Origin of the sequence: Chitinophaga pollutisoli (assembly GCF_038396755.1) — a bacterium.
In the GTDB taxonomy this organism is placed as follows: Bacteria; Bacteroidota; Bacteroidia; order Chitinophagales; family Chitinophagaceae; genus Chitinophaga; species Chitinophaga pollutisoli.
Genome location: NZ_CP149822.1, coordinates 2180235 through 2193441 on the forward strand (window position 1 = coordinate 2180235; position 13207 = coordinate 2193441).

Sequence of the window (13207 nt, forward strand, 5' to 3'; positions counted from 1 at the left end):
TGTATCAATATTTTAAGCCGTAATAAAAGGTCGTATCACTGTGAAGGCACACGTTCCGGTAAAAAGGGTGATCCGGATGCGTACATTTTTGACCGGCGGTTATCAGAAAGCATTTCCGACTTCCTGCAGATCCACCCCGAATTCTGCCTGAAAATAGCTGATAACGGCATTGTACTTCAACCTGTAATTCCCCTTAACATCCACACCCGGACTGAAATACGTGTTTTCAATATCCGTTTTGGAGCGGGTACAGATGGCTTCGATGAATCCCAGGAAATCGGTCCCCAATGTCAGGTAACTGTTCGCGGGTTCAATGATGCCGTATAGGTTTTTCGCTGCGGGGGTCTGTATGCCTGAGTAATCAGGGGGCGTCAATGCGACAAAATCAGCCGGCGCGTTGATGCCCCCCGCCCGGTAGGCCCTTTCCATGTAAAAACGGATCAAATTCCTGCGCAGGACGTTCTTTTGCGCGGGGGTACTTTGTTCCAGGAAAGTACTGTCTGCCCACCCGATGGTCAGCGCGGCGTAAGTGGCGCCGAAGTTGATGGTACTCCGGGTATGCTTTCCACCGATATAGGATGCCAGGAGGATCCTGTAAGGCATTGTCTTTTGCAGGAGGCGCTCCGGCAAGGCGTTGAACAGGTTCTCGTACACGAAACGCAATACCGGGCTAATGTACGCCGGGTTGGCATTGAAGGCGCTGTCGATCTTTTTATCTATCTGGTTATAATTGTAATCGTGCTGGGTAAACCGGTACAGGATAAAGGTCGCGTACTTGTTGTAGGCGGCCATGATACTATCATCGTAGCTGTGGTTCCCCTGTGGCAGCAGCATTACGGATTCCGGTCCGGAAGGTGTGAGTTTCGCTTCTTTCCGGCAGGCCACAATTACCGTGGCTGCCAGTATCAGTATGTAATATCTCATGACATTTCTTTTTATCATTAGCAGGCTTATTGCGGCAAGCGGTCGCCGGTGATTTGCGGGTTCTGTTGCAGGGCAGGGTTCCGGTTCAGCACATCCTTCGGGATGGGCAGTATGTATTGCCTGTCGCGCTTTTCCAGTTTGTAGGTTTCGGTGGTGAAGGCATCGGGCCGGTATTTATGGAAGATGGCCGGCATCCCGTACCTGCGGAGATCGAACCAGCGGTGCATTTCTTCCAGGTACAGCTCCCGGCGGCGTTCCTCCCGGCACATGCGGAGCAGTGCATCCGCGGGCTGGAGCGGCCAGTTAACGAATGCGGCCGGGTCCATGCGGGAGGCCCGCAGGGTATTGAGGTCCAGGAGCGCTTTTGCCGCGGCATTCGCATCTCCGTTCTTCTTATACAGTTGAATCTGCGCCTCTGCACGGTTGAGATACGCTTCCGCGCTTCTCCAGGAATTGAAATTGACGTAGCTATCCCCTGTTCCTGCCAACGTGTTGCTTTGCACCTTCATCTGTGAAAAATCCGCGGCAAAGTATTCCCTCGTCTCCGGAGGATTATAATAGAAACCGACCAACGCCCGTTGATCCCCCGGTTCAAAACTGTTTACCAGGTCGTGCGAGAGATCATACGCAACGCCATAAGATATCGGCAGCTTTTCAAGCGAAGTGCCATAGCAGAAGATGGATTCTACATTATTGGGGCCTGCCAGCGGTTTCGTTTCCGGTACCGGCATGCCGCCCCAGGTGTTGAGGTCCATCAGCCGGGGATGCCTGGCGATCACCACATCCGCATGTGCGATCGCTGCTTCCCATTTCTCCTGGTACAAACATACCCTGCTGGCCAGGTGACGTGCGGCCAGGTAGTTGATCCGGGTTACCCTGCCAATGGTCTGGTCCCTTTCCAGCAGCGCAATGGCGCTGTCCAGGTCCTTCTCAATCTGCACATATACTTCCTTCACCGACTTCCGTTCCATATGCTGATCCGAAAGATCGGAAGTCAGGCGGAGCGGAACGCCGGGAGATCTGTCGGGCGTGGTAGTGGAATCGTTATAAGGTGCGGCATACAGGTTTACCAGCATGAAATGGTAAAAAGCCCTGAGCGCAAAAGCCTCCCCTTTAATCCGGTCCTTATCCTTCTGCGGACCAACGGCATCGTCTATAAACTGGATCACCACATTGGCGCCAAGGATGCGCTTGTAATACAGGAACCAGGCATTGAAATAAAACGAGTTATCCTGCTGCAAAACCTTTTCGGAAAAATCCGCCTGCCACTGAAAAACAGGCGCCGCGTAGCGGGACAAACCGGTATTGCCCAACGTGGGACCGTAATAGCATTCCACATCGTCATCCAGGAAAACGGCGAAATTATGCATGGGTTCTTCATTGCCCGGATAGGCGTCCATAAATAATATCTCTCCGAAATGCTCCGTAGTTTCAGGCGTCACATCGGATTGGGAATATTCGCTGAGGAACTTTTTGCAGGATGCCATGCAGCAAGCTCCCAGTACAATCAAAACCAATTTCTTCATACAGAATAATTGCATTAATATTTTAAAATCCTGCGTTCAGGCCGAAGGCATATTGGCGGGTCAACGGCAGTGCGGTGGTGCCGGCTCCTTCCGTTTCCGGGTCCTGCCCTTTCATTTCCCTGCTGGCGATAACGAACACATTGTTCACAGTAAAGCTGACCGACAGGTTTTTCACGCCCATCTTCCGCACCATCACCTGTGGAATGCGATATCCCGCCGACACCGTTTTGCAGCGGAGATAGCTGCCGTTGCCGGTAAGCAAATCAGAAAGCTCGTAGGCATTCAGGGGCTCGATCCTGTACGCCGCATAGCCCAGGCCGGCGATTTGCTGGCCTTTGTAAGGAACGAAGTAGTAAAACCCGGTCCTGTTATCGATCAGGGAGGGAATGTCCGTCTGTGCTTCGTCGCCCGGCTGGCGCCAGCGGTTCATGTAATCACGGGGCACGTTGATAAAGGAACCGGGTACGCCGTTCTGGCCGAAGTTACGCCCGAACGGAGGGTTCAGCCGCCGTGTATTGCCCATCGCCGCATAGAACTGCGTGCTTATGCTCAACGATTTGTATTGCAAAGTCGGGCTAACGGATAAGGTGAGCGTGGGTTCCATCTGGCCCGAATACACGAGATACTGCCCGGGATCCGAATACTTGACGGCAGGTTCCGTAACAGTCAGATTTTTAAACATAGGTACACCGTTCACCGGGTTCAGGCCATCGAAGATATAAGAATAGAATCCGCTGATGGGCTTGCCGGGCAAATGGCCGGTACCGTTCAGAAATGAATTGATATCGGTGCGCGCATTGCCGCGGTCTTTGCGGTTGAAGTTCCGGGAAGTGTTCATGGACAAGGTGAGCCGGGTATCCTGCTTCCTGATGAGATCTATGCTCAGCGCCAGTTCCATCCCCTTATTGAACAATTCACTGCCATTCCGGTACATGTATTCCATCCCATATTCATAGTCGATATCCACCTTGTCGATCACATCCACGGAATGCTTGTAGTAATAATTAAATCCTCCGCGCAGCCGGTTGTTCCAGAAAGCCATATCCACACCGATGTTCAGCTGCCTTGTTTTTTCCCAACGGAGATCGGGATACGGCAGGGATTTGATCCGCATATATGGCACCAAAGTCGCCGGATTATAACCGTTCCCTGTTTCGTAATATGCGACCAGGTTGGGCCCTACGGCGCTCACCACGTTGCCCTGGGTGCCGTAAGAGGCTGTCAGGCTGAAGCTGGATAACAAATTCCCCGCCGGGAACCACTCTTCCGCATACGTGTTCCAACGGCCCGACACACTATAATTGGGCAGGAATTTGGCGTTGGAGTATTGCCCGAAACGGTTAGAACCGTCGGTACGGATATCGCCCCGGAGAATATACTTGTTCATCAGGCTGTAGGTGAGCGTACCATAACCCGAAATGGTGTTCTTGAGTCCGTCCGACAGCGAGAACCGGGCATGCGCCTTGCGGGACATTTCCCCCGCAAAAAAAGTCTTGCCGCGATCCGGAAAATACCCGGGCTCCTTGACACTGTGCCCGTCCGACTTCTCACTGTTCAATTCGCTGCCGATCGTGAAGTTGAGCTGGTCGCGGCCATTGAATAACGGCACGGAATAGTCCAGGCTGTTGCGCATCCCCCAAACTGTACTGCTTTGCTGATTAACGTTGGCGATACCACCTGCGGGCAAGGAAGAATGGTCGAATAGTGTTTTAGGGGGCGTTTCACCCAGGTTCCAGGACCTGATCTTCGCCGCCATATACGTGTGCTCATCGAACGCCGAAAACCCGCTGGCTTCCGCTATGCTGACGCTGGACATGTGCAGGAATTTCCAACGTTTACCGAGGGCGTAATCTACCGTCAGGTTCAGGTTCGTACTGCGGGTGCTGGTGGTATTGACGGAATGTTCCAGTTCGTTGAGCATATTAAAGTACAGCGGTTGCCCCCTGTTGCTCAGGAAATTCGGATCAGCCTTCGCCAGATTGTTATAAGAACTCATGGGGTAAAACAAATCCGGCCGCAACGAACGGCTCGTTTGCAGGGCGTACGTCTGCGGATTGGTCGTGGTGCCATAGTAGCCTGTTGCGTTGGAGACAGCGCTGTTCAACGTCAGGTCCAGCGACAAACGCTTGCCCAGCTCGGTATGCACCGACATCTGCGCGCCATAGCTGGTATTGCCGTCCAGCCTGGCGGCGCCGTTATTGCGGTTATAATTTACAGACGCGTAGTAGGTAGTTTTACCCGCGCCGCCGCTGAAACTGAGGCTATTCTGGCTGCCGATCGCATTGCGGTACAGCACGTCAAACCAATCCGTATTGTTCGTTTCCAGTTCCGCAACTCTCCGGTTAAACTCGGCTTGCGAAATACTCCTGTTAAACAATGCATACCGCAGCCCCTCGTACGAATACGTTTCCCGGAAGCCGGTATACGCCGGTGCGAACACGGTGCCATCCGCTTCCAGCTGCCGAGAAAGCTCCACCCGTTCCTTCGAGTTCATCATGCGCATGTTATTGTAGGAGGGCCTGGCCTGGAACGAAAAGATGGTGTTGAAATTGACCTGCATAGGACCCACCTTTCCCCGTTTGGTAGTGATCACGATTACGCCGTTAGCCGCGCGGGTGCCATAGATCGCTGTAGCGGCGGCATCGCGCAGGAAGGTCAGGCTCTCGATATCGAATACGTTGATCCCCGATATCGCGTTCCCCATCAGTTCGTAATTCGCATTGGCATCGGCCGATAGGAGATTGTTGAGCACCGAAGCCTCAATATTCACGGGGTCGGGGCGCACCATACCGTCTACTACGATCAGCGGTGATGCATTGCCCACCAGCGTTGAAGTGCCACGGATGCGCATCTTCGGTTTCGCGTTCACGGATCCGGAATTATTGATGACCATCAGCCCCGGCACTTTTCCCTGGAGCATCTGCCCGACATTCGCCACGCCCGGCTGCAGCACTTCCGATCCCTTGAGCCGTGTGTACGATCCGGTAGCCAGTTTGGGGTCGATCTTCTGATAGCCGGTGATCACCACCTCCTGTATCTCGCGCACCACCGTATCCATTTTAAACGTCAGGAAGCGGTCGGTGGCGTTTGCCACTCTATAGGTAAACGATTTCATCCCCATCAGGGAAAAATTCACCGTTTCTTTATCCTGGGCAAAGAGGACGAACATGCCTTCGTCGCTGGTGGTGGTCATCTCGCGCGACGCCAGCCCCCGGATGCTCACGCCCGGCAGCGGGGTGCCCTTGGGGTCGGTTACCTGCCCCCGCAGCAGCACGGATAACTGCTTCGGCACCTGGGGCTCCGCGGCTGTGGTACGCGCTTCTTTCTTCTCGTAAATAATTACCACACCCATTTCCTCCACAAACTGCAATCCGCAGCTGCCGAGCACCTGCTGCAGGAAGTCGCGCAACGGCACCGCCGTCACATCTACCGTTACCGGCTGCTGGCGCCCTACCAGTTCGCTGTTATAAGAAAACCGCACATTGGTTTTCTTCCGGACATCTTTCAACACTGCACTCAGTGCGGCCTTGCTGGCTTTATAGGTTATTTTCTGACCGAGCCCGTCTTTTTGTTGCCCGAAGCCGTTCCCCGCGACCAGCAGGAGGCCCGCCAGCAGCATGGTAAACCACCGGGCATGCAACGCCCCGCCTTTCCGGAGAAAGATAAAATCCTTACGTTTCATCATATAAGAATGAAGATTTGTTAATAGTCCATCCCGTTCCTTTGGTTGACGGTACTTCCCCTGTTATGCTAAAGTTTCGCCTGTTCTTTTTTGCTTACCCGGACTGTGTTGTCCTGTACACTGAAGCTGATATCCAGGCCTTTGCCGATCACATCCAGCGCCACCTGCAGGCTTGCGGGCCGGGGCATATCGAGCGTAAAGCGCAGTTTTTCCAGTGATGTATCGTTAAACTCAAAATCGTAATCATAATTGCGCGCCAGGTACCGCGTGATTTCCGCCAGCGAAGCATCGTAAAACAGCAGGTCGCCGTCCTTCCATGCGGTGAAGGGTTGGGTGTCGACCGTTTGCTTGTCGAGCGTTCCGTTCCTGTACACCGTTTGTTCCCCCGGCTCGAGCTGCCGCTGCTGCCCGCCTGCTGCTACCAAAAGGCGGCCGGAAGTGAGTGTGGTGGTGGTAACGTCAAAAGTATTGACGTTGAAAGCCGTTCCCAGCACTTTCAGCTGGTTGTCGCCGGCGTGCACGATAAAAGGCTGCGCTGCATTGGCTTTCACTTCAAAATACGCTTCCCCTTCCACATAAACGTCCCGCGTGGCGCCGTTGAATACGGCAGGGTAACGGAGCGTGGTCATGGAGTTGGCCCATACTTTCGTACCGTCGGAGAGCTGCAGGGTGAACTGAAGGCCCCTTGGGATCACCAGCGTATCCATTTTCACGGTTGCGCCTTTCGCGGCACCGCTGGTGTAGGCCAGCGTTGTGCCGCCTGCGGTGATCTGTACATCTGAGCCCTGCCGGATCGTCTGTTTTGCTTCGCCCAGCTCCACGGAGCGGCCGTCGCCCATTTTCAATTGCACCTTGCCCGAGGGCTTTGCGTTGGCCAACTGTTCTGACTGTGGTGGGGTTGGACGGTTGCGTTGCATCATCCAGACGCCCGTTGCGAATGCGAGCACTACCGCCGCGGCCGCGGCGAGCCGCATAATACGGAAGATGCGGTGCTTATTGCGAACGGCGCCGAATTGCCGCCATCCGTCCTGCACCGGGAAGTCGGGATGCGCCAGGCGCACTTTCATTTCCCGTTCCGCGGCCAGCAGGCGCAATTCCTCCGGCGTAAAATCCCGGTTGGTCAGGTCCCCGTCCAGCCTGGACGCTACCTTATCCCAGTCAATATTTTTATCGTCGATGTTATCCAACATAGATCCAACTGATTAAAGGGGTTAACAATTTCATCATCCAGCCACATTCCTTCCGTAAAAACTGTAAAGCTTGTTTGATTTGTGTTTTTACGGTGTTGATGGATATACCCATCGTTTCCGCGATATCCTTGTATTTAAGCCCTTCCTGGTTGCTCATGAGGAACACTTTCCGGCGCTGTTCCGGCATGCGCGATACGGCTGCCCAAAGCGCGGCATTCCGGGAATCGTCTTCTCCCCTTTCTTCTTCCGGGAAATATTCGCTCATCGCTTCGATCACCTGGATTTCCGCCAGCTGTACTTTACCGGATTTTTCCAGGTACCGGAGCGAAGCATTTTTGACGGATCGCAGGGCATAGCTTTTAAAATCGCGGGTGATCTGGATGTCGTGGCGTTTGTTCCAGCAATACAGGAAAAAGTCCTGCACGATATCCCGCGCCGCATCCTGGTCCAATACGATGTAATAAGCCGCCCGGCACAGTAAAACATAGTGAATCCTGAACTGTTCCTCGAATGCAACAGTATCTCCTGATCGCGATGGATGCATAAGTAGCTTTGTACGGTCTTTCTCAGCCGTACAAAGTATAAAATAATCCGGATTTACTACATTCATCGGCTGTTGGATGCTATGCGCACGAGTGCTGGTAATCGCCCTAGATTTTTTATTTAGTTGATCTCACGTCGTTCCCGTGGTATTCCACGCTGTTATGTTACTGGTACGTGAAGTGTGAAACAGGGTGATCCTGAAGGTGAATTTTTTTTTAAATTTTCCGGGGAAATGCATGAAAAAAGGGGCAAACCCTTTACGGGTGCCCCTTTGCGATATACTATTACGGTAAATTATACTTTCAGCAGTGCTTTCACGGGATCCTTGCCGAACAGGAGTTGTTCGGGGTTTTCCAGCATGTCTTTCACGCGAACGAGGAAGCTTACGGATTCGCGGCCGTCGATGATGCGGTGGTCGTAGCTGAGGGCTACGTACATCATGGGGCGGATCACTACCTGTCCGTTTACGGCCATGGGGCGGTCCTGGATCTTGTGCATGCCAAGGATGGCGGATTGCGGGATGTTGATGATGGGCGTGCTCATGAGGGAGCCGAAAACGCCGCCGTTGGTGATGGTGAAGGTACCGCCGGTCATCTCGTCCATGGTGAGTTTGCTGTCACGGGCTTTGGTAGCCAGTTCCACCACTTTCTTCTCGATGTCGGCCATACCGAGGCTTTCGGCGTTGCGGATCACCGGTACCACGAGCCCTTTGGGGGCGGATACGGCGATAGAAACGTCGCAATAGTCGTGGTAAATGATTTCTTCCCCGTCGATGTATGCATTCACGGCAGGGAACTCCTGCAGGGCGAAGCAAACGGCTTTGGTGAAGAAGCTCATGAAACCGAGGTTCACACCGTGTGCGTTCTTGAAGGTTTCTTTGTATTTGGCGCGGATGGCCATGATGTTGGTCATGTCCACTTCGTTGAACGTGGTGAGCATGGCCGTGGTGTTCTTGGCTTCCACGAGGCGGCGTGATACGGTTTTGCGGAGGTTGCTCATTTTCTCGCGACGGTCTGTGCGGGAGAACAGCTCCTTGCCGAGAGCCACACCAGGATTTTCGAGGGCGGCGAGCACGTCGTCTTTCATGATCTTGCCATGGGCGCCGGAGCCTTTGATGCTGGCGGGGTCCACTTTCTTGTCAGCGATCACGGCGGCGGCAACGGGGCTGGCCTTTACATCCGGGGGGATGGAGGTCACGGGCGCCTGTTGCGCGGCGGGAGCGGCTTTGGCAGCAGGCGCTGCGGCCTGTGCGGCAGGCTGGGCTTTACCGGCGGGGCGCGCGGCGGATGTATCGATCTGGCAGGCAACATCGCCGATGTTGAGCGTATCGCCTTCTTTGGCAACGGTTTTCAGCACACCGGCTTCCTCGGCGTTCAGCTCGAAGGTGGCTTTTTCGGATTCGAGCTCGCAGAGCACTTCATCCCTTTCCACGTAATCGCCGGTTTGTTTCAGCCATTTGATGAGGGTTACTTCACTGATAGATTCTCCCACCGTAGGAACTTTAATATCAATCGTGCCTTTGTTGGAGGCAGGTGCGGCCGGAGCTGCTTCAGGAGCCGGCGCCGGAGTAGCGGCAGGCGCTTCGGCAGCTGCAGGGGCGGCTGGCTGTGGGGCGGCATCACCCGCGGCATCGGTATCGATGGTGGCGGCGACGTCGCCGATCTTAACGGTCTCGCCTTCTGCGGCTACGATCTTCAGCACGCCGGATTTTTCGGCGGTCAGTTCCAGCGTGGCCTTTTCAGACTCCATTTCACAAAGGATATCGTCCTGGTTCACAAATTCGCCGTTTTTCTTCAGCCATTTTGCGATGGTCACTTCGCTGATTGATTCTCCTACCTGAGGTATTTTAACTTCGATGATCATGTGTATAACCCTCCCGTAATGAAACGTTAAAAATGTATGGGTAAAATTAAGGGGATTCCGGTTAGCGCGGCGCCCTTTTTATTTTACTTGCTGATTAAATATTAAATGCGGTCTCGATGATTTCCTGTTGCTCCTGGGCGTGTACTTTGCCATAACCCGTTGCCGTGGCGGCGCTGGGGTTGCGGGAGATGACGCCGTAGTTAAACTGTTTGAGGTTCATTTGCAGGAAACCGGCTGCGCCCATGTTCAGGGGCTCTTCCTGTACCCAGAACCAGGTGGCGCCCTTGTACTTCGCCTGGATCGCTTCCAGCTGCTGGATAGGCAGCGGGTACAGCTGTTCGAGGCGGACAACAGCCACGTCCTTGCGGTCTTCTTTCATTTGTTTCTCGCTCAGGTCGAAATACATCTTGCCGGTGCAAAGCAGCACTTTTTTCACCCGGGCCGGCTCGGTAATGAACGGATCGTCCAGCACTTCCTTGAAACCGCCCTGCGTGAAATCCGCCACGGGGCTGTAACTCCGTACGTGCCGCAGGTTGGCTTTGGGTGAGAAGTTGATCATCGGTTTACGGAACGGCAAGGCCAGCTGGCGGCGCAGCGCATGGAAGAAGCTGGCCGAAGTGGTGCAGTTGGTGATGAAGATGTTGTATTCGGCGCATTGCTGCAGGAATCGCTCCAGGCGGGCGCTCGAGTGCTCGGGGCCCTGCCCTTCGTACCCATGCGGCAACAGCATTACCAGCCCGCTCTGCTTCTGCCATTTGGTTTCGGCGGAAGTGATGAACTGGTCGATCAGCGTTTGCGCGCCGTTCATGAAATCGCCGAACTGCGCTTCCCAGATGGTCAGGGAATCGGGGTTGGCGATGGAATATCCATATTCGAAGCCCAGCACGGCGAACTCGCTCAGCAGGGAATTGTAAATGCGGAATTTGCCCTGGTTATCGCCGATGCGGCTCAGGCGGCTGTATTCTTCGTCGGTTTCCTCGCTGCGGAGCACGGCGTGGCGGTGGGAGAAAGTTCCGCGCTTCACGTCCTGTCCGCTGAGGCGCACGTCTTTACCGGCGCTGAGGATGCTCGCATAGGCCAGCAATTCGCCCGACGACCAGTCGAGCAGCCCCTGTTCCGCGAACAGTTTCTGTTTGTCGGTCAGCAGCTTGCCGATTTTGCGGAGTTGTTTGAAGCCATCGGGGATCGCCATGATATCGGCGAAGAGTTTTTCCAGTTCGGCTTTGGTGATGGCGGTATCCGGGGATTTGATGAAATCCTCGGGGCTGGATTTGCGCAGTTCCTGCCATTTCAGTTCCGGTTGCTGGTACTTGTAAGGCAGGGGGTGCTGTTTTACATTATCGAGGCGCTCCTGGAGGTCTTTCCAGAATGCTTTTTCCATTTCCTGCGCGATGGCGGCGTCCACGTCGCCGTTGGCGATGAGTTCTTTGGAATAGATTTCGCGCGGGTTGGGGTGTTTTTCGATGGCTTCGTAGAGCTTGGGCTGGGTGAACTTGGGATCGTCGCCCTCGTTGTGCCCGTGCTTACGGTAGCACACCATATCGATATAAATGTCGGAATTGAATTCCTGGCGGTATCGGGTGGCGATTTCGGCTACTTTCACGGTGGCTTCCACATCGTCGCCGTTTACGTGGAATACGGGGGCCTGAACGATGGAGGCTACGCTGGTGCAGTAGTCGGAAGAGCGTGCGTCTTCAAAATCGGTGGTGAAGCCGATCTGGTTGTTGATAACGAAGTGCATGGTGCCGCCGGTGTAGTACCCGCGGAGCTTGCTCATCTGCGCCACTTCGTATACCACGCCCTGTCCTGCAATGGCGGCGTCGCCATGGAGGAGGATGGGGAGGATCTGGTCGTAGTCGCTGTTATAGATGACATCGGCCTTGGAGCGGGCGAAGCCTACCACCACGGGGTCTACCACTTCGAGGTGGGAGGGGTTGGGGGTCAGCTGCACGTTCACTTCCTTGCCGGCCGGCGTTTGTATGGATGCGCGGAATCCGAGGTGGTATTTAACGTCTCCCGATCCCATGGTGGTGTCGGGTACGGCGGTGCCTTCGAATTCGGAGAATATCTGTTCGTAAGTTTTGCCGAGGATGTTGGCGAGCACGTTAAGGCGGCCGCGGTGGGCCATGCCGATCACGGCTTCCTTCACACCGTATTCCGCGGCGGTGTTGATCATGGCGTCGAGTGCGGGGATGGTGGTTTCGCCGCCTTCGAGGGAGAAGCGTTTCTGGCCGATGTACTTGGTATGCAGGAATTGCTCGAACATCACGCCCTGGTTCAGTTTCGTGAGCACGCGCTTCTTCTGACCGGCTGCGAGGGGCTTGCGGAGGGTGGTTTCCATTTCACGCTGCAGCCATTCGATTTTCTTCAGGTCGTTGATATAGGTGAACTCGATGCCTACTTTGCCGGCATAGATTTCTTTTACATGCTGAAGGATCTTTTCGAGGGGGCTCTGCCGATGCCTACGATCTGACCGGCATAGAATTCGGATTTCAGGTCGGCGTCGGTAAGGCCGAAATGTGCGAGGTCGAGGTTGGCCTGGCGGTCTTTTCTTTCCCGGATGGGATTTGTTTTGGCGATGAGATGGCCTTTTTTACGGTAGGCCTGGATCAGGCGGTAAACGGCCAGTTCTTTGGTCAGCTGTTCGTTCGAAACTCCCAGAGCGGTGGTGCCGGTGGCTGCGGCGCCTGCTTTCCCGTTTGCGTTGCTCACTGCAAAGTCGAATCCTTCAAAAAATTTGATCCACTCCGGGTCTACCGAAGCCGGATCTTCGCGGTACGCGTTGTACAGCGATTCTATGTACGCCGGGTGCGAGTTGGTGACAAACGAAAAGTCCTTCATTTACAACGAATTTAAGCTTGGTCTTTAATTCTGCTTTAACCTATAACAATAAAAATGAGTTACGGGATTGCAAATATCGCTAAAGATTTGGGATTTTATGGGCTTTTTACCGGATTTACAGGGTGAAAACAGTGGATGGGATTTCACTTTTTTTAACATCTTTGCAGGACGAAGGACAAGGAAACCCGGCGTAATTTCGGAAATCCTGAGTTTTATTTTTGTTTATCCAAAGATAAAACATACCTTTGCCGTCCGAAACTTGAAATTTATACAATGGCAAACCATAAAGCAACGAAAAAAGACGTACGTCAGAGCAGAAAGCGTAATGAGCGTAACCGTTACTACGGCAAAACGACCCGCAATGCCATACGGGATCTGAAGAAACTGACCGACAAAGCTGCTGCTTCCGAAAATCTTCCGGAAGTGATCTCCATGATCGACAAACTGGCTAAACGTAACGTTATCCACAAGAACAAAGCAGCCAACCTGAAAAGCAAGCTCGCCTCTAAGGTGAACGCGCTCGCTTAATTATCAGGCCGTTACAATATTATTTCAGCTCTTCCCTGCAATACGGGAAGGGCTTTTTTCATTTCCGATCGGCGGCACTGTGGAACAGTATCCCCCAGGCCTCCTGCCAT

The 13207-nt window shown here is 53.9% G+C and carries 9 protein-coding genes; 1 reads left to right on the plus strand and 8 read right to left on the minus strand.

What is annotated here, in order from left to right:
- Positions 1-102: 102 nt before the first annotated feature.
- The 8 genes from WJU16_RS08865 to WJU16_RS08900 all read right to left on the minus strand — a co-directional run bounded on the left by WJU16_RS08865 (position 103) and on the right by WJU16_RS08900 (position 12569).
- Complete coding sequence (locus WJU16_RS08865) at positions 103-924, minus strand: hypothetical protein (protein ID WP_341837962.1); 822 nt, start codon at positions 922-924, stop codon at positions 103-105.
- Between the two features lie 26 nt (positions 925-950).
- Positions 951-2450 (minus strand): RagB/SusD family nutrient uptake outer membrane protein, encoded by a 1500-nt coding sequence (locus WJU16_RS08870; protein ID WP_341837963.1) that lies wholly within the window; start codon positions 2448-2450, stop codon positions 951-953.
- Positions 2451-2472: 22 nt separating this feature from the next.
- Positions 2473-6135, minus strand: coding sequence for a SusC/RagA family TonB-linked outer membrane protein (locus WJU16_RS08875; RefSeq protein WP_341837964.1), 3663 nt, complete (start codon positions 6133-6135; stop codon positions 2473-2475).
- A 65-nt stretch (positions 6136-6200) separates the two neighbouring features.
- A complete protein-coding gene (locus tag WJU16_RS08880) occupies positions 6201-7322 on the minus strand; it encodes a FecR domain-containing protein (protein WP_341837965.1) in 1122 nt (373 codons plus the stop codon).
- Positions 7312-7866 carry an RNA polymerase sigma-70 factor gene (locus WJU16_RS08885; protein ID WP_341837966.1) on the minus strand — a complete coding sequence of 185 codons (555 nt, stop codon included), beginning with the start codon at positions 7864-7866 and terminating at the stop codon, positions 7312-7314. Before WJU16_RS08885 ends, WJU16_RS08880 begins: the two co-directional genes overlap by 11 nt.
- A 293-nt stretch (positions 7867-8159) precedes the next feature.
- Positions 8160-9728 (minus strand): 2-oxoglutarate dehydrogenase complex dihydrolipoyllysine-residue succinyltransferase, encoded by a 1569-nt coding sequence (gene odhB, locus WJU16_RS08890; protein ID WP_341837967.1) that lies wholly within the window; start codon positions 9726-9728, stop codon positions 8160-8162.
- 94 nt (positions 9729-9822) lie between these two features.
- Positions 9823-12219, minus strand: coding sequence for a 2-oxoglutarate dehydrogenase E1 component (locus WJU16_RS08895; RefSeq protein WP_341838654.1), 2397 nt, complete (start codon positions 12217-12219; stop codon positions 9823-9825).
- A complete protein-coding gene (locus WJU16_RS08900; protein ID WP_341837968.1) occupies positions 12150-12569 on the minus strand; it encodes a 2-oxoglutarate dehydrogenase E1 subunit family protein in 420 nt (139 codons plus the stop codon). Before WJU16_RS08900 ends, WJU16_RS08895 begins: the two co-directional genes overlap by 70 nt.
- Positions 12570-12842: 273 nt before the next feature.
- Here WJU16_RS08900 and rpsT point away from each other — a divergent pair, with 273 nt between their 5' ends.
- Positions 12843-13097: a 30S ribosomal protein S20 gene (gene rpsT / locus WJU16_RS08905; protein WP_341837969.1), complete on the plus strand. Its 255-nt coding sequence runs from the start codon at positions 12843-12845 to the stop codon at positions 13095-13097.
- Positions 13098-13207 lie beyond the last annotated feature (110 nt).

Bases quoted from the DNA above. Each gene is read 5' to 3' on its own strand.
- WJU16_RS08870 (WP_341837963.1), bottom strand. From the start codon at position 2,450: ATGAAGAAATTGGTTTTGATTGTACTGGGAGCTTGCTGCATGGCATCC.
- odhB (WP_341837967.1), bottom strand. From the start codon at position 9,728: ATGATCATCGAAGTTAAAATACCTCAGGTAGGAGAATCAATCAGCGAA.
- WJU16_RS08900 (WP_341837968.1), bottom strand. From the start codon at position 12,569: ATGAAGGACTTTTCGTTTGTCACCAACTCGCACCCGGCGTACATAGAA.
- WJU16_RS08885 (WP_341837966.1), bottom strand. From the start codon at position 7,866: ATGCATCCATCGCGATCAGGAGATACTGTTGCATTCGAGGAACAGTTC.
- WJU16_RS08875 (WP_341837964.1), bottom strand. From the start codon at position 6,135: ATGATGAAACGTAAGGATTTTATCTTTCTCCGGAAAGGCGGGGCGTTG.
- WJU16_RS08880 (WP_341837965.1), bottom strand. From the start codon at position 7,322: ATGTTGGATAACATCGACGATAAAAATATTGACTGGGATAAGGTAGCG.
- WJU16_RS08865 (WP_341837962.1), bottom strand. From the start codon at position 924: ATGAGATATTACATACTGATACTGGCAGCCACGGTAATTGTGGCCTGC.
- rpsT (WP_341837969.1), top strand. From the start codon at position 12,843: ATGGCAAACCATAAAGCAACGAAAAAAGACGTACGTCAGAGCAGAAAG.